22 protein-coding genes, 1 pseudogene and 1 other annotated feature are annotated in these 21,558 nt (G+C 66.1%); of the genes and pseudogenes, 13 read left to right on the forward strand and 10 right to left on the reverse strand.

Annotated elements, in window-relative coordinates; genetic code table 11:
* Positions 1–261: 261 nt before the first annotated feature.
* Positions 262–1,484 (forward strand): IS3 family transposase gene (locus GO608_RS02530; RefSeq protein WP_169200665.1). Its coding sequence is split into 2 segments (ribosomal slippage): positions 262–544 and positions 544–1,484, totalling 1,224 coding nucleotides; the frame shifts between segments, so codons are not numbered across the junction.
* Positions 540–656: a sequence feature (AL1L pseudoknot), on the forward strand. It overlaps the preceding gene by 117 nt.
* Position 1,485: 1 nt before the next feature.
* Here the strand turns inward: GO608_RS02530 and GO608_RS02535 are convergent.
* From GO608_RS02535 to GO608_RS19655, 3 genes and pseudogenes are all read right to left on the reverse strand, one after another.
* Positions 1,486–2,031 (reverse strand): FRG domain-containing protein, encoded by a 546-nt coding sequence (locus tag GO608_RS02535; protein ID WP_169199952.1) that lies wholly within the window; start codon positions 2,029–2,031, stop codon positions 1,486–1,488.
* 103 nt (positions 2,032–2,134) lie between these two features.
* Positions 2,135–2,389: a hypothetical protein gene (locus GO608_RS02540; protein WP_211159549.1), complete on the reverse strand. Its 255-nt coding sequence runs from the start codon at positions 2,387–2,389 to the stop codon at positions 2,135–2,137.
* Between the two features lie 85 nt (positions 2,390–2,474).
* Positions 2,475–2,744, reverse strand: a pseudogene (locus tag GO608_RS19655) (homocysteine S-methyltransferase family protein); the annotation flags it as partial.
* Between the two features lie 257 nt (positions 2,745–3,001).
* On the opposite strand from GO608_RS19655, the gene GO608_RS02550 reads away from it, so the two are divergent.
* The 3 genes from GO608_RS02550 (at position 3,002) to GO608_RS02560 (ending at position 4,935) form a co-directional block, all read left to right on the forward strand.
* Positions 3,002–3,445 carry an NfeD family protein gene (locus GO608_RS02550; protein ID WP_169199953.1) on the forward strand — a complete coding sequence of 148 codons (444 nt, stop codon included), beginning with the start codon at positions 3,002–3,004 and terminating at the stop codon, positions 3,443–3,445.
* A 13-nt stretch (positions 3,446–3,458) separates the two neighbouring features.
* Positions 3,459–4,322, forward strand: a complete 864-nt coding sequence (locus GO608_RS02555; RefSeq protein ID WP_169199954.1) for an SPFH domain-containing protein — start codon at positions 3,459–3,461, stop codon at positions 4,320–4,322.
* Between the two features lie 178 nt (positions 4,323–4,500).
* Entirely contained in the window at positions 4,501–4,935 is a 435-nt protein-coding gene (locus GO608_RS02560) for a DUF4399 domain-containing protein (RefSeq protein WP_169199955.1), read from the forward strand.
* Between the two features lie 93 nt (positions 4,936–5,028).
* On the opposite strand, the gene bamE (GO608_RS02565) is transcribed toward GO608_RS02560, so the two are convergent.
* Together bamE (GO608_RS02565) and bamE (GO608_RS02570) are read right to left on the reverse strand one after the other, a co-directional pair.
* The gene (gene bamE, locus GO608_RS02565; RefSeq protein ID WP_169199956.1) at positions 5,029–5,619 is read right to left on the reverse strand and encodes an outer membrane protein assembly factor BamE domain-containing protein; all 591 of its coding nucleotides are present in this window, start codon (positions 5,617–5,619) and stop codon (positions 5,029–5,031) included.
* The gene (bamE, locus tag GO608_RS02570) at positions 5,620–6,111 is read right to left on the reverse strand and encodes an outer membrane protein assembly factor BamE domain-containing protein (protein ID WP_169199957.1); all 492 of its coding nucleotides are present in this window, start codon (positions 6,109–6,111) and stop codon (positions 5,620–5,622) included.
* Between the two features lie 126 nt (positions 6,112–6,237).
* Between bamE (GO608_RS02570) and GO608_RS02575 the strand changes: the two genes are divergently transcribed.
* The 6 genes from GO608_RS02575 (at position 6,238) to GO608_RS02600 (ending at position 12,338) form a co-directional block, all read left to right on the forward strand.
* A complete protein-coding gene (locus GO608_RS02575; protein WP_169199958.1) occupies positions 6,238–7,350 on the forward strand; it encodes a branched-chain amino acid ABC transporter substrate-binding protein in 1,113 nt (370 codons plus the stop codon).
* Between the two features lie 211 nt (positions 7,351–7,561).
* The gene (locus tag GO608_RS02580) at positions 7,562–8,677 is read left to right on the forward strand and encodes a branched-chain amino acid ABC transporter substrate-binding protein (protein ID WP_169199959.1); all 1,116 of its coding nucleotides are present in this window, start codon (positions 7,562–7,564) and stop codon (positions 8,675–8,677) included.
* Between the two features lie 91 nt (positions 8,678–8,768).
* Positions 8,769–9,701 (forward strand): branched-chain amino acid ABC transporter permease, encoded by a 933-nt coding sequence (locus GO608_RS02585; protein ID WP_169199960.1) that lies wholly within the window; start codon positions 8,769–8,771, stop codon positions 9,699–9,701.
* A 12-nt stretch (positions 9,702–9,713) separates the two neighbouring features.
* A complete protein-coding gene (locus tag GO608_RS02590; protein WP_169199961.1) occupies positions 9,714–10,814 on the forward strand; it encodes an ABC transporter permease subunit in 1,101 nt (366 codons plus the stop codon).
* Entirely contained in the window at positions 10,811–11,587 is a 777-nt protein-coding gene (locus tag GO608_RS02595) for an ABC transporter ATP-binding protein (RefSeq protein WP_169199962.1), read from the forward strand. Before GO608_RS02590 ends, GO608_RS02595 begins: the two co-directional genes overlap by 4 nt.
* Positions 11,577–12,338: an ABC transporter ATP-binding protein gene (locus GO608_RS02600; RefSeq protein WP_169199963.1), complete on the forward strand. Its 762-nt coding sequence runs from the start codon at positions 11,577–11,579 to the stop codon at positions 12,336–12,338. Before GO608_RS02595 ends, GO608_RS02600 begins: the two co-directional genes overlap by 11 nt.
* A 23-nt stretch (positions 12,339–12,361) precedes the next feature.
* Here GO608_RS02600 and GO608_RS02605 read toward each other — a convergent pair whose 3' ends face one another.
* The 3 genes from GO608_RS02605 to GO608_RS02615 all read right to left on the reverse strand — a co-directional run bounded on the left by GO608_RS02605 (position 12,362) and on the right by GO608_RS02615 (position 15,547).
* Positions 12,362–13,546, reverse strand: coding sequence for a multidrug effflux MFS transporter (locus GO608_RS02605; protein WP_169199964.1), 1,185 nt, complete (start codon positions 13,544–13,546; stop codon positions 12,362–12,364).
* Between the two features lie 129 nt (positions 13,547–13,675).
* Positions 13,676–15,169, reverse strand: coding sequence for a YifB family Mg chelatase-like AAA ATPase (locus GO608_RS02610; RefSeq protein ID WP_169199965.1), 1,494 nt, complete (start codon positions 15,167–15,169; stop codon positions 13,676–13,678).
* Between the two features lie 114 nt (positions 15,170–15,283).
* Positions 15,284–15,547, reverse strand: a complete 264-nt coding sequence (locus GO608_RS02615; protein WP_169199966.1) for an accessory factor UbiK family protein — start codon at positions 15,545–15,547, stop codon at positions 15,284–15,286.
* A gap of 286 nt (positions 15,548–15,833) precedes the next feature.
* Between GO608_RS02615 and GO608_RS02620 the strand changes: the two genes are divergently transcribed.
* From GO608_RS02620 to GO608_RS02630, 3 genes are read left to right on the forward strand one after another with little or no spacing between them, the layout of a single operon-like run.
* A complete protein-coding gene (locus tag GO608_RS02620) occupies positions 15,834–16,565 on the forward strand; it encodes a TorF family putative porin (RefSeq protein WP_169199967.1) in 732 nt (243 codons plus the stop codon).
* A gap of 48 nt (positions 16,566–16,613) precedes the next feature.
* Positions 16,614–16,952, forward strand: a complete 339-nt coding sequence (gene glnK / locus GO608_RS02625; RefSeq protein WP_053420527.1) for a P-II family nitrogen regulator — start codon at positions 16,614–16,616, stop codon at positions 16,950–16,952.
* 13 nt (positions 16,953–16,965) lie between these two features.
* On the forward strand, positions 16,966–18,318 hold the full coding sequence (locus GO608_RS02630; protein WP_211159550.1) for an ammonium transporter: 1,353 nt from the start codon (positions 16,966–16,968) through the stop codon (positions 18,316–18,318).
* Positions 18,319–18,458: 140 nt separating this feature from the next.
* Here GO608_RS02630 and GO608_RS02635 read toward each other — a convergent pair whose 3' ends face one another.
* Positions 18,459–19,484: a 2-oxoacid:ferredoxin oxidoreductase subunit beta gene (locus GO608_RS02635; protein ID WP_169199968.1), complete on the reverse strand. Its 1,026-nt coding sequence runs from the start codon at positions 19,482–19,484 to the stop codon at positions 18,459–18,461.
* A 50-nt stretch (positions 19,485–19,534) separates the two neighbouring features.
* Positions 19,535–21,457 carry a 2-oxoacid:acceptor oxidoreductase subunit alpha gene (locus GO608_RS02640; RefSeq protein ID WP_247002786.1) on the reverse strand — a complete coding sequence of 641 codons (1,923 nt, stop codon included), beginning with the start codon at positions 21,455–21,457 and terminating at the stop codon, positions 19,535–19,537.
* Positions 21,458–21,558: the final 101 nt, after the last annotated feature.

The following is a 21,558-nucleotide window of genomic DNA, read 5'->3' on the forward strand; positions in this document are numbered from 1 at the left end:
TGCGGCTCATCCCTGGAACAACTGGTTGCATCGTAGTTGAGACGCACATTTTTGGCGAAAACAATGTCTTGGGCGAGGCTATCCACGCCGGGCATGACAAATGAGTTGGTCACTCCGAAATAATGAAGCTTTCGAAGGCCGTTGCGTCGAGCGCTCTGCGGGAAGACAAACTTGTGAATCTGATTGGGGTCGGTGAGATCACTCCAAGGATTGAATCGCCCCGGGTTTCGCGGAGGCTCCAACTCTTGAGAAGATGGAGCCATGAAGAAATCAGCGAAGTTCTCCCCCGAGGTGATCGAGCGCGCGGTGCGTCTGGTGTTCGAGGCCAAGGATCAGTACGAATCCCAGTGGGCGGCGATCGTGTCGATCGCGGCAAAGATTGGCTGCACGTCGGAAACATTGCGCCGATGGGTTCGGCAGCATGAGCGCGACACGGGCCAGCGCGAGGGGCTCACGAGCGCCGAGCAGCAACGCATCAGGGAGCTCGAGCGCGAGGTGCGCGAGCTCAAGAAGGCCAACGAGATCCTGCGCCTGGCCAGCGCGTATTTCGCGCAGGCGGAGCTCGACCGCCGCAACAAGTGATGAACGGATTCATCGACACGCACCGCGAGCGCTTCGGGGTCGAGCCGATCTGCAAGGTGCTGCAGGTCGCCCCGTCGGCCTATCGGCGCGCCGTGGCACGCCGGCGTGATCCGGCTTTGCGCTGTGCCCGAGCCCGCCGCGACGAGGTGCTGGAAGGTCACATCGAGCGGGTGTGGCAGGCGAATCTGCAGGTGTATGGCACGCGTAAAGTGTGGCGGCAGTTGCAGCGCGAAGGCCTCGAGGTCGCCCGCTGCACCGTCGAGCGACTGATGCGGGCCCAAGGGCTGCGCGGCGCGATGCGTGGCAAGGCGGTTCGGACCACCCGGCCCGATCCTGCTGCACCTTGTCCGCTCGATCGCGTCAATCGGCAGTTCGCCGCCGAGCGGCCAAACCAGCTCTGGGTCTCCGATTTCACCTATGTCTCGACTTGGCAGGGTTTCGTGTACGTGGCCTTCGTCATCGACGTCTTCGCCCGCTACATCGTGGGCTGGCGGGTGAGCCGATCCATGCACACGGAATTCGTTCTCGACGCGTTGGAACAGGCCTTGTGGGCGCGACAACCCGAACGCAACGCCTTGATTCACCATAGCGATCGCGGCTCGCAGTACGTCTCGATCCGCTACAGCGAGCGGCTGGCAGAAGCAGGCATCGAGCCGTCGGTCGGCAGCCGGGGCGACAGCTACGATAACGCCCTGGCCGAGACGATCAACGGGCTGTACAAGGCCGAAGTCATCCACCGGCGTGGCCCGTGGAAAAGCGTCGAAGCGGTCGAGCTGGCCACCCTCGAATGGGTCTCATGGTTCAACCACCACCGCCTGCTTGAGTCGATCGGGTACATTCCCCCAGCCGAAGCCGAGGCAAACTATTACCGCAACCTGAGCGAGCAGGCGGTCGTCGCCTGACTCAAACAAAACCGCCTCCGCGAAACCCGGGACGATTCAGATCGGCTTGGACGGTGAAGAGTGACGACTGACGTTCCACTCGTGCGTGCAGATTGGTGGGTTGAATCTGGCATGTTCTGTCAGCCCGCAGCGGATCCGCCCCCAGAAAGGTCGGTATGTCCGAGGAGATGAACGCGATATTTGCTCGATAGACCGCGAACTCTGATTCCCTCGTGGAATTCAGAGCGAAATAGAGCGCTACCAATGGGCTTGATGTCCAATCGAGCAGGCGCGTCGGCAGGCCATGATGCTGCGCCAGGAAGAGCCACTCCCAGTCACTCCGAGGCGTGCGATCGACGTAGCCTATTGCTCGAGACTTGAACTCATTGAACAACTGGCGTTCGTAGTTGAACCGCTCCTCAATTGGCCCCTGCCAACGACCCACAGAAGGCCGAAGGCCATAGCTTGCGTCGCTGACACCCCGATAGACGAGCGAGCCGGCGATTGGCGCTACCTCGATAGAGAGGAGGTCTTCGATCTTGCTGAGGTGGTGAACTTCATATGTCATGGTACACGCCTAATCGGGATAGGAAGCCGCCTCACGGCGACTCCCTCCCACACCACCGGACATACGGGTCACGTACCTGGCGGTTCAACGAATAACGTTCATTTCACGCTGCCAGTTCAGGCAGCCCTATGAGCTGGAAGGTACGCCGCGGTAATGCCAGCGTCAATGCAGGTGTCTTGCTGATGCGCCATGGACTATGCGCCGTCTTGCTGGTGTTCCATGCGTCACGGACGCTGACTCCCCGGCGGCGCAGTTCGCGGTAGCCTGCTCGTCCCCATTGCTTCCACTGATAGCAGCGCAGCCAGTTGGTGTTCCCGTTCGCAAAATTGGAATCCCAAAGTGCGTCGATATCCGCCACTGCGCCGTAAGCGGTGCCTGTGCGTTAAAACAGGGACAGACCACGGTTTCTAACGATTCAAAACCAGAAACCGTGGTCTGTCCCTGTTTTTCCCCTCGCCGACGTTCACGAACAGGCTGTCGGCGCCGACGTTGAAAGCTTCGAGGCCGGACAGGCGCAGCTTCTTCTCGAGCACCGGCACCGCGCGCGGCGCGAGGCCGGAGACGGCGTCGGCGATCGCCTTGATGTGCGCCGGCGTCGTGCCGCAGCAGCCGCAGACGATGTTGACGAGGCCCGCTTCGGCCCATTCGCGGATCGCCGCGGCGAGCGCTTCGGGCGTCTCGTCGTAGCCGGTCGGCGACAGCGGGTTCGGCAGGTGTTGGCAACAAATAGAACTGTCCGCTCTTGTAGCAAATGAATTGTCCGCTGGTTTATGCGAGGCGGTAACGCCGCGAAGGGCGTAGCCCGAAGCGGGGTTACCGCCTCGCGGCCGTTGCGGCGGACAGTTCTATTTGTTGCCAACAGGCAGCTCGGAAGCGGATGCCCCCTGAACGGTGGCCGCGTCGTCGATCGGGATCACGCCGGCGCACACGCCCACCACATCCCGTTACAATCGCCGCAAAGGAGGACGCCATGAATATCGAATGGTGGCAGTGGGCGGTCGCAGGCATCGTGCTGATTCTCGCCGAACTGGCGATCCCGTCCTTCTTCGTGATCTGGTTCGGCGTCGCGGCCCTCGTGATGGCGCTCGTCGTGCTCGCGGCGCCGGCGCTCACGCTCACGACCCAGCTCGCGCTGTGGACCGCGCTCTCGCTCGCGATGGTCGCGCTGTGGTTCCGCGTGTTCAAGCCCGGCTTTCACAAGACCCGCGTCGGCACCTCGGCCGGCGAGATCATCGGCGAAGTCGGCCTGCTCGTCGGCGCGGTTGCGCCGTTCCAGCGCGGCCGGGTGCGCTTCCAGCGCCCGGTGCTCGGCGCCGAGGAATGGGTATGCCTCGGCGAAAGCGAGATTCCCGCCGGCGAGCGCGTGCGCGTCGTCGCGGTCGAAGGCAGTTTCCTGAAAGTCGTCAAAGCCTGAGCAAGGGGGTTCCATGAGCGAAGGGTTCATCGTCGTCGTCGCAGTCCTGATCTTCGTCGTCATCACGCTCGCGAAAGGCGTGCGCATCCTGCCGCAGGGCGAGGAATGGATCGTCGAGCGCCTCGGCAAGTACCACGGCACGCTGAAACCCGGCCTCAACGTCATCATCCCTTACCTCGACAAGGTGGCCTACAAGCTCGTTACCAAGGACATCATCCTCGACGTGCAGGAGCAGGAGGTCATCACGCGCGACAACGCGGTAATCGTCACCAACGCGATCGCGTTCATCAAGGTCACCGACCCGGTCAAGGCGGTGTATGGCGTGACGGACTTCGCCGAGGCGATCCGCAACCTGATCATGACGACGCTGCGCTCGATCGTCGGCGAAATGGAGCTCGACGCCGCGCTGTCGTCGCGCGACAAGATCAAGGCGCGGCTGCGCGAGAGCATCGCCGACGAGGCCGTCGACTGGGGCCTCACCGTCAAGTCGGTCGAGATTCAGGACATCAAGCCGTCCGCATCGATGCAGCGCGCGATGGAACTACAGGCCGCCGCCGAGCGCGAGAGGAAAGCCGCGGTGACCAAGGCCGAAGGCGCGAAGCAGGCCGCGATCCTCGAAGCCGAGGCGCGCCTCGAATCGGCGAAGCGCGACGCCGACGCCCAGGTGATGCTCGCCGAAGCTTCCGCCGAAGCGATCCGCCGCGTCGCCGCCGCGATCGGCGACCAGCCCGGGCCGATGATGTACATGCTCGGCGAGAAATACATCGCCGCGATCGAGCGCATGGGCTCGACCGACAGCGCCAAGCTCGTCGTGCTGCCGGCCGACCTGCACGAGACCCTGCGCGGCCTGCTCGCGCGCGGCAAGCTCGCGGTGTAGCGGCAGCCGCCCCTTGTCGGCAAGGCGGACAACGAAGTCGTACTGCAGAGGAACCCAGGTGCCCGGCCCCGCCCGGAGGCGTTCATACCGCGGTATCGCGGTATCGAATTCGCCGCGAAATCGGCGCTGCCGCGGTCTAGGATGAAATCCCCTGCAGATGAACCGACGGAGAGCCGATATGAAAAAAACTCTTTCCCTTGCCGTCCTTGCCGCTGCCGTGACCCTTTCGCCGATTGCGGCGGCGGCCGACCGGGCTTATTTCATCGAGCCCGCCGACGGTGCGGCGGTGCCCGAGGAATTCACGGTCAGAATGGGCGTCGACGGCCTGCGCGTGCAGCCTGCGGGCGAGCTCGCCGAAGGCAGCGGGCATCATCACCTGATCGTCGATGGCAAGCCGATCGAAGCCGGCAAACCAGTGCCGACGGATGCGACGCACCTGCACTTCGGCAAGGGCCAGACCGAAACCACGCTCAAGCTCCCACCCGGAAAGCACACGCTGACGCTCCAGTTCGCCGATGGCCTCCACCAGTCGTACGGGCCCGGGCTCAGCAATACGATCAGCGTCCACGTGAATGATCCGCTGGCCGTCACGCCGACGGTGCTCGAACCGTAGAACGGGAAGCCGCTTTGGTCACCGGCCCACGGCGCGAAAAGCGTCAGCCCGTCGTCCGGCTGTCCCACCCGTCCGCAGCGCCGGTCCGCGGCCTCACCACGGGTGCCACGGGTAACCGTGCCACCCGAAACTCCAGCCCCAGTAGGGCGACCGGTACGAAAACGGATAGCCGTACGGGTAGCGATGGGAATACGGGTACCAGTGGCCGGACATCATGCCGTCGCGGGGATAAACATAGGTGCGGCTCGTGCGCACGACTTTACCGTCGATGAAATGCACGTTGAACAGCGTCGCGACGCCCGGCCCGTCATTGTAGACGTTCCAGTCCCACACCTCCTCGCCGCTGAGCTTGAACACCTGCACCGAGCGGTGCGTGCCGAGCAGGCGCGACACTTCGTCCTGCGTCATGCCCGGCTTGACCCGGGCGAGATTCTCGTCGGAGAGCGCGTCGTACTGGTCGATCACGACGCCGCTCGCGTCGACAGTCACCATCAGCGCGCGATGGCCGTACGGCTGCGTCGAGTATTCCAGCGTCGTCGTGCCGTCGCCGTTGTCCCAGCGCCGCGTCGGTTCGCCGTGCACGGCAAACGCCTCGGCTTCGGTCGTCAGTGGGCGCGGTGGGGCGAAGGCCGCGCAGCCGGAGAGGATCAGCAGCGCGAGCAGCGCGAGGATGCGGGATGCCATTCAGCCTCCTCGATATTCGGTGTTCCGGCTCGTCTTTGCGACGCGCCCGTCGCTGTTGAAATGCACCGTGAAGAATGTCGCATCGCTCGAAGGCGGTGGCGGCTCGATGCGCCAGTTCCACACGGTCTCCTTGCTCAGCTCGAAGTACTGACGCGACGCCGGTTTGCCCAGCACGCGGCGCACTTCGTCGCCGGTCATGCCACGTTGGATGCGCGCGAAGCCCGTTTCGTTCAACACCTGGTCGACGCTGCGCAGCACGTTGTCGCGGCCGATCGTGATCATGTAGCACTTCGTGCCCTCGGGCTGGCGCGAGTATTCCCACGTCACCGAGCCGTCGTCGTTCTTCCACTCCATGCCGGGAGGGCCGAAGCGGTCGCGCACATCCATCGCCGTGGACACGCCGGGCTTGAGTTCTTGCAGGTTGAAATAATCGCACGCGGGCAGGCCAATCGCCGCGAGCACGCTGCACAGGAGCAGTAAAAGGCGCTTCATGGACTGGTTTCTCCCCGCTGCCGGACGGCTCCGATGGCTATCGTGCCGTGGGCTAGAATCGCATCATGCCGGCGTGCAAATCAAGTCGCTGCCGCTGGTGACCTGCACCCACCCGGGAGGAGCCTCATGAAAAAGACATTGCTCGCACTCGCACTGGTCGGCTTCGGTTGTTCGGCCCTTGCCCAGACGTCAGTGAAGATCGGCCACGCCGGGCCACTGACCGGCCCGATCTCCCACATCGGCAAGGACGGCGAAAACGGCGCGCGCCTGGCGATCGACGACGCCAATGCGAAAGGCATCACGATCGGCGGCCGGAAAGTGCAGTTCGAACTCGTCGGCGAGGACGACCAGGCCGACCCTCGCGTGGCGACGACGGTCGCGCAGCGCCTCGCCGATACCGGCGTCAAGGGCGTCGTCGGCCACGTCACGTCGGGGGCATCGATTCCGGCGTCGCGCATTTATGAACAGGCCGGCATACCTATGGTCACGCCATCCTCTACGAATCCGAAGCTCACCCAGCAGGGGTACGAAGTCACGTTCCGCGTCATCGCGAACGACCTGCAGCAGGGGGCGGCGATGGCGAGGCATGCGGCGCAGAGCCTGCAGATCGGCAAGGTCGCGATCATCGACGACCGCACCGCGTACGGGCAGGGGCTCGCCGACGCGTTCGCCGACAGCCTGAAGCAGCACGGCGTGCAGGTCGTCGGGCGCGAATTCACGACCGACAAGGCGACCGACTTCACCGCGATCCTGACGAAAATCAAGGGCCGGCAGCCGGACGCGGTGTTCTTCGGCGGCATGGACGCGCAGGCCGCGCCGATGCTGCGCCAGATGAGGCAGCTCGGCATCGGTGGGCGCTTTCTCGGCGGCGACGGGGTGTGCACCAGCGAAATGATCAAGCTCGCCGGCGAAGCGATGAGCGCTGAGACGTACTGCACGCAGGCCGGCATTCCGATGGCGAAAATGCCCGGCGGCGCGCAGTTCAACGAGCGTTTCAAGGAGCGCTTCAAGACCGACGTGCAGCTGTATGCGCCCTACAGCTACGACGCGACGATGGCGCTGATCGAGGCGATGAAGACGGCCAGCTCGGCTGAGCCGGAGAAATACCTGCCGGCGCTGCGCAAGCTCGACATGCAGGGCATCACCGGCACCATCGCGTTCGACCGGAACGGCGACATCCGCGACGGCGGCGTCACGATGTACCGTTTCAGCGACGGCAAGTGGGAAGCACTGAACTGATGCTGAACTGAGCGCGTGACATTGACGCCCCGCGACTGTCGTTCAGCGGAGCGAAGTTCCGCCGCGCGGGACGCAACCCGCTCACCATGGCGTCATTGCCGGGCAGTATAGTGGCGCTTTCCGGAGTGCCGTCGCACAGCTGCCGAGGGCGTGGGCGAGGGGACGCGCGGCGCATCGGCCCGGTTTCCCGATTTTCACTGGAGGGGCAAGCATGAAGAGAAGCGTTGTTGCAGTCGCAGTCCTGGGGCTCGGCCTGTCGCTGGCCCATGCGCAGGAAACCGTCGTCAGGCTCGGCAGCGTCGCCCCGCTGACCGGCACGATCTCCCACCTCGGCAAGGACAACGAGAACGGCGCGAGGCTCGCGATCGAGGACGCGAACGCGAAAGGGGTGACGATCGACGGCAAGAAAGTCAGGTTCGAACTGCTGGGCGAGGACGACCAGGCCGACCCGCGCACCGGCACGACCGTCGCGCAGCGCCTCGTCGATGCCGACGTCAAGGGCGTCGTCGGCCACCTGAACTCGGGCACGACGATTCCCGCTTCGCGCATCTACAACCAGGCCGGAGTGCCGATGGTGTCGCCGTCAGCGACGAACCCGACATTGACTCGCCAGGGCTACCCGGGCGTGTTCCGCACGATCGCCAATGACGTGCAGCAAGGAGGCATGCTCGGCAAATTCATCGTCGGCTCGCTTGGCGCGAAGACGGTCGCGATCATCGACGACCGCACTGCGTACGGCCAGGGCCTCGCCGACGAGACCGAAAAAGCGGTCAAGGCCGCCGGCGGCAAAGTCGTCGCACGCGAATTCACGACCGACAAGGCGACCGACTTCAACGCGATCCTGACCAAGATCCGCGGCGTCAAGCCGGACGCGATCTTCTTCGGCGGCATGGACGCGCAGGCCGGCCCGATGCTGCGCCAGTTGAAGCAGCTCGGCATCGAAGCGAAGTTCGTCACCGGGGACGGCGGTTGCAGCCCGGAGATGATCAAGCTCGCCGGCGACGCGATCAACGCCAGCGCCTACTGCTCGATGCCCGGCCTCGCGATCGACAAGATGCCGGGCGGGCCGGAGTTCCGCAACCGCTACAAGGCGCGCTTCAATACCGACGTGCAGATCTATTCGCCGTACGCCTACGACGCGGCGACGGCGATCATCAGGGCGATGCAGGCGGCGGATTCGGCCGAGCCGTCGAAGTACCTGCCGGCGCTGAAGAAATCGAACTTCCAGGGCGTCATCGGCACGGTCGCGTTCGACGACAAGGGCGACATCAAGGAAGGCGCGGTGACGATGTACCAGTACAAGAACGGCGCGTGGTCGCCGATGTGAGCTTCGCCGAGAGATGACGGCGCACGGCCGGAACCGGGGCGCGACAGAGGTGATCGCGCTCCGGAGTCGTCCCGGCATCACAAGGGTAACGATGGAAATCTTCCTGCAGCAGCTCGTCAACGGCCTGGTCGTCGGCAGTGTCTATGCGCTCGTCGCGCTCGGCTACACGATGGTTTATGGCATCCTCGGGCTGATCAACTTCGCCCACGGCGACCTCGTCATGGTCGGTGCGATGGTCGCGCTGCAGACGATGCTGTTCCTGATGGGTGCCGCGCCCGGGATGTCGCCGCTCACGATGCTGACGCTGTCGCTCGCCGTCGCGATTCCGGTGTGCATGATGCTCGGCTACACGATGGAGCGCCTCGCGTACCGGCGGCTGCGCAACGCCCCGCGGCTGGCACCGTTGATCACCGCGATCGGGATGTCGTTCCTGCTGCAGACGATCGCGATGATCCTGTGGGGACGCAATTACCACACTTTCCCGCAGCTCGTCTCGACCGCGCCGCTGCAGCCGGTCGCGGGCGTGTTCGTCACGCCGATCCAGGTGACGATCGTCGTCGGCTCGGCGCTCATCATGGCCGCGCTGATCGTGCTCGTGACGAAGACCCGGCTCGGCCGGGCGATGCGCGCGACGGCCGAAAACCACCGCGTCGCGGCGCTGATGGGCGTCGACACGAACCTCATCATCGCGCTGACGTTCGTCATCGGCGCGGCGCTCGCCGCAGTCGCGGGCGTGATGTACGCGAGCAACTACGGCATCGCGCACTACGGCATGGGTTTCATGCCGGGGCTGAAGGCCTTTACCGCCGCGGTGCTCGGCGGCATCGGCAACCTCGGCGGCGCGATGCTAGGCGGCATCGTGCTCGGGCTCGTCGAATCCTTCGGCGCCGGCTACATCGAGCACATGACCTTCGGCCTGCTGAATTCGTCCTACCAGGACATCTTCGCCTTCATCATCCTCGGCCTCGTGCTCATCTTCCGGCCCACCGGCCTGCTCGGTGAACGCGTGTCCGACCGCGCCTGAACGGGGAACGCGATGAACGAGCTCGCTTCGGCCGTTCCCTGGCTCGGCCGCCGCAACCCGCAGGCGGCGCGCTGGCTGATCGTCATCGTCGCGATCGCCGCGCCGCTCGTCGCGGTGCTGTTCGGCCGCACCTGGGTGCGCGTGCTCGACTTCGCGCTGCTGTACGTGATGCTCGCGCTCGGCCTGAATCTCGTCGTCGGCTTCGCCGGACTCCTCGACCTCGGCTACATCGCGTTCTACGCGGTGGGCGCCTACACTGCCGCGTTCCTCGCGTCGCCGCATTTCGGCGTGCACCTGCCGTTCTGGATCGTGCTGCCGGTCGCCGCCGGCTGCGCCGCGCTGGCCGGGATCATGCTCGGCTTTCCGGTGCTGCGGCTGCGCGGCGACTACCTCGCGATCGTCACGCTCGGCTTCGGCGAGATCGTGCGCATCTTCCTCAACAACCTGAACTATCCGGTCAACATCACAAACGGGCCGCAGGGCATCAACACGCTCGACCCGCTCGTGCTGTTCGGCTGGGACCTGTCGCGCAACCTCGAAATCACCGAGAACCTGTCGATCAACTCGCTGTTCCTGTACTACTACTTCTTCCTCGCGTGCGTCGCGGGCTCGATCGTGTTCATCCAGCGCCTGCAGGTGTCGCGTGTCGGGCGCGCGTGGGCGGCGATGCGCGACGACGAGCTCGCCGCCAAGGCGATCGGCATCAACACGCGCAATCTGAAGCTGCTCGCGTTCTCGCTCGGCGCGACTTTCGGCGGCGTCGCAGGCGGGCTCTTCGGCGCGTTCCAGGGCTTCGTGTCGCCGGAATCCTTCTCGCTGATGGAGTCGATCGCGGTGCTGACGATGGTGGTGTTCGGCGGCATGGGCAACGTCGCCGGCGCCATCGTCGGGGCGCTGATCCTGTCGGCGCTGCCCGAGATCCTGCGCCACCTCGCGGTGCCGCTGCAGCAGACGCTGTTCGGCACCGTGCTCCTCGACCCCGAAGTGCTGCGCATGCTGCTCTTGTCGCTCGCGATGATCCTGATGATGCTGCTCAAACCCGCCGGCCTGATCCCGGCGCACGCGCGCTACTCCCACGTCGAACACCTGAAACGCCACGGGGTGTCGCGATGATCACGCTGCTCGAAGCGCGCCACATCGACAAGCGCTTCGGCGGCCTGAAAGCGCTGTCGGACGTGTCGCTGACGATCGGCAAGGGCGAGATCTACGGCCTGATCGGCCCGAACGGCGCCGGCAAGACGACGCTCTTCAACGTGCTGAGCGGCGCCTACGCGCCCGACGGCGGCGAGTTCGTGTTCAACGGCGCGGCGCTGCCTTCGGCCAAGCCGCACCTCGTTGTCGCGCAGGGCATCGCGCGCACGTTCCAGAACATCCGCCTCTTTCGCGAGCTGACCGCGCTCGAGAACGTCATGGCCGGGCACCACATCCGCACGAAGGCGAGTGTCTTCGGCATCCTCGTGCAGAACAAGCGCACGCGCGAAGAGGAGCGCCTGACGACCGAACGCGCGTACGAGTTGCTCAAATACGTCGGCATCGAGCGCTTCGCCACCGTGACGGCGAAGAGCCTGTCGTACGGCGACCAGCGCCGCCTCGAGATCGCCCGCGCGCTCGCGACCGAGCCGCGGCTCCTCGCGCTTGACGAGCCCGCAGCCGGCATGAACGCGACCGAGACCGCCCAGCTGAAGCTCCTGATCGAGCAGATCCGCCGCGACGGCATCACGGTGCTGCTGATCGAGCACGACGTGAAGCTCGTGATGGGACTGTGCGACCGCGTCGCGGTGCTCGATTTCGGCTGCAAGATCGCCGAAGGCATTCCGTCGGTCGTGCAGACGGACGAAGCGGTCATCAATGCGTACCTCGGCGGGGGCTGCCGGTATGAACACTGACCCGCCTAACCCGCCCTCGCCGCTGCTGCGACTCGACGGCGTGCAGATCGCGTACAGCGGCATCCAGGCCGTGAAGGGCATCGATCTGCAGCTCCATCGCGGCGAGCGCGTCAGCCTGATCGGCGCGAACGGCGCGGGAAAGACGACGACGCTGAACGCGATCGCCGGCCTGCTGCCGCTCGCCCGCGGTGAAATCCTCTACGACGGCGACCGGATCGGGCAGCTGCCGGCGCACAAGCGGCTGCGCCGCGGCATCGCGCTCGTGCCCGAAGGGCGCGGCATCTTCACGCGCCTCACGGTCGAGGAAAACCTGCGCATGGGCGCGTATTCGCGCCGCGACGCTGCGGGTATCGAAGCCGACCTGGAGCGCGTGTATACGATGCTGCCGCGCATCAAGGAGCGCCTCGCCCAGGTCGCCGGCACGCTGTCCGGCGGCGAGCAGCAGATGCTCGCGATCGGCAGGGCGCTGCTGTCGCGCCCCAAATTGCTGCTGCTCGACGAGCCGTCGATGGGGCTCGCGCCGCTGATCGTCGAGAAGATCTTCGAAGTCCTGCGCTCGGTCGGCAACGAAGGCGTGACGATCCTGCTCGTCGAGCAGAACGCGAACCTCGCGCTGGAATTCTCGCAGCGCGCGTACGTCATGGAATCGGGCCGCATCACGCTGTCGGGCAGCGGCCCGGAACTGCTGACCGACCCGAAAGTGCGGACGGCGTATCTCGGCGAGATCGACGCCGTCGGCGAACGCGGCTGAAGCCGGCGGGCGAGCGGCTCGGGTCAGGCTTCGACGCGCCGCTGCCAGGACAGGAAGCACAACAGGCCGAGCGACATGAAGCCCGCCATGCCGGCCGCGAGCGTCAGCGGCGAGCCCCACAGCAGCGGCGCGAACACTCCCGCAGTCACCGCATTGAGGCTGACCTGCAAAAAGCTCTGGCAGCTCGACGCGAGGCCGCGGCGCGCGGGAAAGCGGTCGAGCGCGATCAGCGTCAGGCTGGGCGTCGCCAGCGCCATGCCGATCGTGTAGAGCGCGATCGGCAGCACCGACCACGGCAGGCCCGGCGTCACCAGCGCGCCGATCAGCACGTTGAGCGCCGCCGCGCCGCCCATGATCGCGAAACCGATCGAGATCGTGCGCCCGTGCTGCCAACGACCGGCCACGCGCCCGGACAGCGCCGAACCGCACACCATGCCGAGCACCGTCGGCACGAACATCCAGCCGAACTGCTGCGGCCCGAGGCCGAGATGGCCGATGAGGAAAGCCGGCGCGGATAGCACGTAAAGGAAGAACCCGTTGAAGTTGAATGCGACCGCCCCGGCAACGAGCAGGAACGCCCCGCTGCCGAGCACTTTCGCGTAGGCGCGGCCGAGGCTGACCGGGTGCAGCGGATGACGTGCCGCGGCGGGCAGCGTCTCGGGCAGGTAACGCCAGGTCAGGTAAGTCAGCCCACCGGCGAAGAGCGCGAGGAACACGAACACCGCGCGCCAGCCGGCGATTGCCAGCAGCAGCCCGCCGATGATCGGCGCAATCGCGGGCGCGATGGCGAAGATCATCGTGACGCGCGCCATCAGCCGCTGCGCCTGCGCGCCGTCGTAGAGGTCGCGGATCACTGCGCGCCCGACCACCATCCCTGCGCCGCCGGACAGCCCCTGCAGCACGCGCCCGGTCCACAGCCATTCGATCGACGGCGCCAGCGCGCATACGAGCGACGCCAGCACGAACAGCACCATCGACCCGAGGATCACGCGCCGCCGGCCGAAATGGTCGGCCAGCGCGCCGTGCCACAGCACCATGAACGCGAAAGTCGCCATGTAGGCCGTCAGCGTCTGCTGCACTTCGATCGGCGTCGCGCCGAGCGACGCGGCAATCGCGGGAAACGCCGGCAGGTAAGTGTCGATCGAAAATGGCCCGATCGCGGCGAGCGCGGCGAGAATCGCCGCGAGCCAGGGCGAGGAAGCAGGCATCGGAATCTCTCTGGGAATCTTCTGTTTTTTCTGTTTTTCTTCGCGTTGCCGCAACTTGGCACGCTTTCGGCCCGCACGCAGCTTTGCCCGCGATGCCCGGCCCGGTCCTGCAACCCGCGCGTCGGCGCGCTAGCGCGTGTCCAGCCCGCGTCGATACTGGATCGCCTCGGCCAGATGCGCCGGACCGATCGCGTCGGCATCGGCCAGATCGGCGATCGTGCGGGCGACTTTCAGGATGCGATGATAACCCCGCGCCGACAGGTTCAACCGCTCGATCGCGTGGGCCAGGAGCTTGCGGCCTTCGGCGTCGGGGGCGCACAACGCATCCACGCGGCCCGCCGCTAGCCGGCTGTTCGGCTCATCCTGGCGCTCGCGCTGGCGCGCCCACGCGCGCTCGACGCGCAGGCGCACCGCTTCGCTAGATTCGCCGGCGGGCTGCGCGAGCATCTCGGCCTGATCGAGCAGCGGCACTTCGATGATGACGTCGATGCGGTCGAGCAGCGGACCCGACAGCTTGCCGCGATAGCGCGTGATCTGGTCTACCGAGCAGCGGCAGCGGGCGCTGCCGGCATGGCCGCAGGGACAGGGGTTCATCGCCGCGACGAGCTGGAAGCGGGCGGGGAATTCCGCGCGGCGCCGCGCGCGCGACACGGTCACGAGGCCGGTTTCGAGCGGCTCGCGCAGGGCCTCGAGCACGCGCCGGTCGAATTCGGGCAGTTCGTCGAGGAACAGCACGCCGTGGTGCGCGAGGCTGATCTCGCCCGGCCGCGGATCGGCGCCGCCGCCGACGAGCGCCGGGGCCGAGGCCGAGTGGTGCGGCGCGCGATACGGCCGGCGTCCCCAGTGCCGCACGTCGAACGACCCTTCGATCGACTGGATCGCCGCGCTCTCGATCGCTTCGGCCTGCTCCATCGGCGGCAGCAGTCCGGGCAGGCGCCGCGCGAGCATCGACTTGCCGGTCCCTGGCGGCCCGAACAGCAACAGCGAATGCTGTCCGGCTGCGGCGACTTCGAGCGCGCGGCGTGCCTGGAGCTGTCCCTTGACTTCGGCGAGATCGGCTTCGGGCGGCCCGCCCCGCCCACGCAGCGGAGGCGCGTGAGGCGGCAGCACGGCATGCCCGTTCAGATGCCCGCATACCGCGAGCAGGCTCGCCGCGGCCAGCACGCTCGCACCTTCGGCGAGCGCCGCCTCGTCCGCATTGGCGACCGGCAGCACCAGCGCGCGCCGTTCGCGGGCGGTTTCGAGCGCGACCGCGAGCGCGCCGCGCACCGGGCGCAGCGCGCCGTTCAGCGACAGCTCGCCGACAAACTCGTGCCGCGACAGCGCCCCCGCATCGATCTGGCCGGATGCCGCAAGGATGCCCAGCGCGATCGGCAGGTCGAAGCGTCCGCCCTCTTTCGGCAGGTCCGCCGGGGCGAGGTTGACGGTGATGCGGCGCTGCGGGAACTCGAACTGCGACGTGACGATCGCGGCCCGCACGCGATCGCGCGCCTCGCGCACTTCGGTGTCGGCGAGCCCGACGAGGTTGAAAGCGGGCAGGCCGTTGGCGAGGTGGACTTCGACCGTCACTTCCGGTGCGGCAAGGCCGACCAGCGCGCGGGTACGTACGAGAGCCAGCGACATCGAAGTCTCCGGAATGGACTGGCAGCAGTCTACCGGAGACGGGTTCGATGACAAACGCCTAGATGGGTCCGCCGCCCCGCGTTGCGCCGGACGAAGTGGCGGCGGCGCGGGACGTCAGCCGACGTCGTTTTCGGTGCGCACGCGCGTCAGCTCGGATTCCAGCGCAGCGACGCGGTCTTCGAGTTCGGCGAGTTTTTGCCGCGTATGGGCGAGCATTTCGCGCTGGACGTCGAATTCCTCGCGCGTGACCAGATCGAGCTTGCTGAAGGCGCTGCCGAGCAGGGCTTTGGCGTTCTTCTCGAAATCGCGGGCCGGATTGCTCCCGGCAATTTCGGAAAGCTTGGCGCCGAGTTCATCGAGGATGCGGGGACCGGGCATGGCGGCACCTGTGCGGCGGTTGTGATGGGAGGGGCAGTTTATCACGGCAGATTTCGGCCCGCGGGCAGCAAAGGATCCGCGATGCACCATCGTGCGTCGGACGCACCGTTCCGGTGCATCACGAAAAGCACAGGCGTTGCACGTTGCACCAAAACCCCCTTCGCGCAGGCCACGGATCCGCATAACTAATTTGATAATCATATGGTTAGAGGCCAGTTCCGCGACATGGCATCGATCGTGCTTATGGTGCACTGCCAGATAATTTCCCTCGCTGAAGGAGCACTTAATGCGCAAGAGCACAATCGCCGCCGCCCTCTTCACCCTCGTGCCGGCGGTCAGCACGGGCTCGGTCCTCGCCGCCGATGGTCCCTTCACCGCGAACGTCAGCCTGGTCACCGACTATGCGTACCGCGGCATCAGCCAGACCGATGAACGGCCGGCACTGCAGGGCGGGTTCGACTACGCCGGCGACAGCGGCTTCTATGTCGGCGTCTGGGGCACGAACGTCTCGTGGCTGCGTGATGCCGAAACGGACTCGTCATCCGGCAACAGCCTCGAACTGGACGTGTATGGCGGCTACCGGACCGCATTCGGCGCGCTCGGTTTCGATATCGGCCTGCTGCAGTACTACTACCCGGGCGACTTCGACCGCTCGTGGCGGCGCGACACCGGGCTGTCGAAGCCGGACACGCTCGAAGGCTACGTCGGGCTGAGCTGGGAATTAATGACGTTCAAGTATTCCCATGCCTTCACCGATCTGTTCGGCACGCCCGATTCGGACCACAGCAAGTACTTCGACCTGACGGCGAGCCACGAAGTGATGCCCGGCCTGTCGCTTAGCGCGCACGTCGGCCGCCAGGTCGTCACCGGCCCCGCCGAGTCGTACACCGACTGGAAGATCGGCGCGACGCAGGCGGTCGGCGACTTCACGCTCGGCCTGCATTACGTCGATACCGACCTCGACGACGTCGACCTCGCCGAGGAGCGCGTGATCCTCTCGCTGAGCCGGACCTTCTGAACCCCACCGCTGCCGCGGGCACATCCCGCCCGACTTAAAGGAAAGACCATGAAATTCGTCACTGCCATCATCAAGCCGTTCAAGCTCGACGAAGTGCGCGAAGCGCTCTCGGCGATCGGCGTGCAGGGCATCACCGTCACTGAAGTCAAGGGTTTCGGTCGCCAGAAAGGTCACACGGAGCTGTATCGCGGCGCCGAATACGTCGTCGATTTTCTGCCCAAAGTGAAGATCGAAGCCGCGATCCACCCGGATCTGCTCGACCAGGCGATCGAGGCGATCGAAAAATCGGCCACGACCGGCAAGATCGGCGACGGCAAGATCTTCGTTTTCGATCTCGAACAGGCGATCCGCATCCGCACCGGCGAAACCGGGCCCGACGCGCTGTAACGGAGAAAAAATCATGAAGAAACTTTATGCAATGCTGCCCGCGGCGCTTGCGCTCGGGCTGGCCGGCGGCGGGGCACTCGCCCAGGACGCTGCAACGGCGGTCGCACCCGCGGTCGAAGCGGCCACGGCAGCGCCGATCGTCGAGAAAGGCGACGTCGCGTGGATCATGACGTCGACGCTGCTCGTGCTGTTCATGGCGCTGCCGGGCCTCGCGCTGTTCTACGGCGGCCTCGTGCGCTCGAAGAACATGCTGTCGGTGCTGATGCAGGTGATGGTCGTGTTCTCGCTGATCGCAGTGCTGTGGGTGTTCTACGGCTACAGCCTCGCCTTCACCGAAGCGACTCCGTTCATCGGCTCGCTCGACAAGCTGTTCCTCGCCGGCGTCACGATCGACACGCTCGCCGACACTTTCACCGACAACGTCAAGCTGCCCGAGTACGCGTTCATCGCGTTCCAGGCGACGTTCGCCGGCATCACCGGTGCGCTGGTCGTCGGCGCGTTCGCCGAACGGATGAAGTTTTCCGCGGTGCTGGTGTTCTCGGTGATCTGGTTCACGCTGTGCTACCTGCCGATCTGCCACATGGTGTGGGGCCCGGGCGGGCTGCTGCTCGACGACGGCGCGCTCGATTTCGCCGGCGGCACGGTCGTGCATATCAACGCCGGGGTCGCGGGCCTGGTCGGCGCGTACATGGTCGGCAAGCGGATCGGCTTCGGTCGCGAAGCGCTGACGCCGCATTCGCTGACGCTGACGATGGTCGGCGCGTCGATGCTGTGGGTCGGCTGGTTCGGCTTCAACGCCGGCTCGAACCTCGAAGCGACATCGGGTGCGGCGCTGGCGTTCATCAACACGCTGGTCGCGACCGCCGCCGCGGTGCTCGCGTGGTCGCTCGGCGAGGCGCTATTCAAGGGCCGTCCGTCGATGCTTGGCGCCGCGTCGGGCGCGGTCGCGGGTCTCGTCGCGATTACGCCGGCGTGCGGCTCGGTCGGGCCGATGGGCGCGATCGTCATCGGCCTGCTCTCGGGCTTCGTCTGCCTGTGGGGCGTCAATGGCCTGAAGCGCATGCTCGGCGCGGACGATGCCCTCGACGTGTTCGGCGTGCATGGCGTCGGCGGCATCCTCGGCGCGATCCTGACCGGCGTGTTCACCGCGCCGTCGCTCGGCGGCACCGGTGCCGAGGATTTCTCGATCGCTGGCCAAGTCTGGATCCAGACCTATAGTGTACTCATCACGATCGCATGGTCGGCCGTCGTCGCGGTGTTCGCCTACAAGGCCGCCGACATCCTCGTCGGGTTGCGGGTGCCCGAAGAAGAAGAACGCCAGGGGCTCGATGTCAGCGCCCACGGCGAGACGGCGTACCACCACTGAGCTTTGCGGCCGGGGTTCCCTCCTCTTCCCCGGCCACTGGACGGGCGCCCCGTATGGGGCGCCCGTTTTTCATCTGCGGTCGGAAAAAAAGAAAGGAGGCTTGCGCCTCCTTCCGCGTTTTCGGCTGCGCCGCAGCGCGCTTACGCGATCGTCCAGGTCTCGCCGCCTTGCAGCAGATCGGCGAGGCGGCCGTCGCCTTTTTTCGCGCGCACGTCGGCGTGCAGCTGCGCGTTGAGCTCGTCGTAGCTGTCCGTGCGCACTGAACGGAATACGCCCAGCGGGACCGGCAGGTCGGGCGTGTCGAACTGCGACAGGAAGAACGCGAGGCCGCTGTGCGCCGCTTTCTCGTCATGCACGACGAGTTCGCTCTCGGCGACGCCGCCTTCGCCGAGCGTCACGACTTCCGGCTCCATGCCGCGCAGGCGGATGCCGCGGTCGCGCGCCTTGCCGAACACCAGCGGCTTGCCGTCCTCGAGGATCACGCGCGCGTCGTCCCGGGTCGCCTTGTCGGTGAGGTTCGAATACGCGCCATCGTTGAACACGATGCAGTTCTGCAGGATCTCGACGAACGCCGTGCCCTTGTGCGCTGCGGCGCGCGCGAGCACCGACGCGAGATGCGGCAGGTCGGTGTCGACCGAGCGGGCGACGAACGTCGCACCGGCGCCGAGCGCGAGCGCGACTGGCGAGAACGGCCGGTCGATGCTGCCGAGCGGCGTGCTCTTGGTCTTCTTGCCCATTTCGGAAGTCGGCGAATACTGGCCTTTCGTCAGGCCGTAGATGCGGTTGTTGAGCAGGATGATCTTCAGGTCGACGTTGCGGCGCATCGCGTGGATGAAGTGATTGCCGCCGATCGCGAGCGCATCGCCGTCGCCGGTGACGACCCACACCGACAGTTCGGGCCGGGCGAGCTTCAGCCCGCTCGCGATTGCCGGGGCGCGCCCGTGGATGCTGTGCATCCCGTACGTGTCCATGTAGTACGGGAAGCGGCTCGAGCAGCCGATGCCCGAGATGAAGGCGAAGTTCTCGCGCGGGATGCCGAGCGTGGGCAAGAGCTTCTGGATCTGCGCGAGGATGGCGTAGTCGCCACAGCCAGGACACCAGCGCACGTCCTGGTTCGATTCGAAGTCTTTTTTCGTCAGCGCGACGGGTGCGGACATGTCGTTCATGATGATCTTCCTGTAACGGTGGGGCTCGTGGACGCGGCGCAGTGCGTGCGTCAGCTCAGTTCGAGGATGCGGTCATGGATTTCGCTGACCTTGAAGGGCTTGCCCTGCACCTTGTTCAGCGGCACGACGTCGCACAGGTAGCGTTCGCGCAGCAGCTTCGAGAGTTGCCCCATATTGAGTTCCGGCACCAGCACGGTCTTGTAGCGTCCGAGCAGCTCGCCGAGATCCGGCGGCAGCGGGTTCAGGTGGCGCAGATGCACGTGCGCGACCGAGCGACCTTCGGCCTCCGCCTTCTCGCGCGCCTGCGCGATCGTGCCGTAGGTGCTGCCCCAGCCGATGACGAGCAGGTCGCCAAACGCCGGCCCCTCGACCGTTATCGGCGGGATGTCCTGCGCGGTACCGGCGACTTTGGCGGCGCGCACTTCGACCATGCGCTGGTGGTTCAGCGGATCGTGCGAGATGTTGCCGGTGAGGAAGTCCTTTTCCAGGCCGCCGACGCGGTGCTCCATGCCCGGCGTGCCGGGGCGCACCCAGGCGCGTGCGAGATTCTCGTCGCGCGCGTACGGCTGGAAACCTTCCGGGTCGGTGCGATAACTGACCTCGACTTTCGGCAGGCTCGCGACGTCGGGAATCCGCCACGGCTCGGCAGCGTTCGCGATGCCGCCGTCAGTCAAGAGGATCACCGGCGTCATGTACTTGACGGCGATGCGGAACGCCTCGATCGCGCAGTCGAAGCAGTCGGCCGGCGAGCGCGCCGCGATCACTGGGATCGGGCATTCGCCGTTGCGCCCGTAGATCGCCTGCAGCAGGTCGGACTGCTCGATCTTCGTCGGCAGGCCGGTCGACGGGCCGCCGCGCTGCACGTTGACGATCACCAGCGGCAGCTCGAGCATCACCGCGAGGCCCATCGCTTCGGTCTTCAGCGCCATGCCGGGGCCGGAGGTCGTCGTCAGGCCGAGGGCGCCGCCGTAGGCTGCGCCGATCGTCGAGCAGATGCCGGCGATCTCGTCCTCGGCCTGGTAAGTCGTGACGTTGAAATGCTTCAGCCCGGACAGTTCGTGCAGGATGTCGGTCGCCGGCGTGATCGGGTACGAACCGAGGAAAAGCCCGACGCCAGCCGACTCGGACGCGGCGACGAAGCCGAGCGCCGCGGCATGGTTGCCGGTGATGCTGCGATAGATGCCCGGCTTTGCTGCCGCTTCGCGAACCTGGTAGGTCGCGGCGAAGATCTCGGCGGCGTCGGCATACGCGAAGCCGGCGCGCAGCGCATTGACGTTGGCGTCGGCGAATTCGGGCTTCTTCGCGAACTTCTCGTAAATGTCGGCGATTTCGTCCTCGATCGGCCGGCCGTACAGGCACAGCATCAGGCCGAGCGCGAAGTAGTTCTTGCAGCGGCCGACTTCCTTCTTCGACAGGCCGGAGTCACGCAGCGCCGCCGCGGTCAGCGCCGAGATGTCGATCTTGAAGAGGCGATAGCCGTCGAGGCTGCCGTCCTCGAGCGGATTGCTCGTGTAGCCGGCTTTCGCGAGGTTCGTGTCGGCGAACGCGCCGGTGTTCGCGATGATGATGCCGCCGTGCTTGACATCCGCAAGGTTCGTCTTCAGCGCCGCCGGGTTCATCGCGACGAGCGCGTCGGGCGCGTCGCCGGAGGTGAACACCTGCCGCGACCCGTACTGAATCTGGTAGCCGGACACGCCGAACAGCGTGCCGGTCGGCGCACGGATTTCGGACGGGTAGTCGGGGTGGGTCGCAAAGCCGTGACCCGCCTTCGCGACGGCTTTCGAGAATTCCGAACCGGTGAGCTGCATGCCGTCGCCGGAGTCGCCGACGAAACGGATCACGACGCTGTCGAGTTCCTCGACCGGGCGCGATGCCGCGGCTTCGCCTCGCGGTGCGAGGGACGGATCGGCGACGCTTTCGCGCTGCACGCTGTTCTCGAGTACTGCTTCGGACGTCTGTTCGAATGCTGTCATGTCGCTCCTCCGTGGGGTCGTCCTGCCGGCACCCGCCGCCGGGCGTTTTTCAGGGCAGGTCCGGGGTCTGAGCTTGATTACAAACTGTTTGACGTCAAACT

Source organism: Aromatoleum buckelii (assembly GCF_012910785.2).
Taxonomy (GTDB): domain Bacteria; phylum Pseudomonadota; class Gammaproteobacteria; order Burkholderiales; family Rhodocyclaceae; genus Aromatoleum; species Aromatoleum buckelii.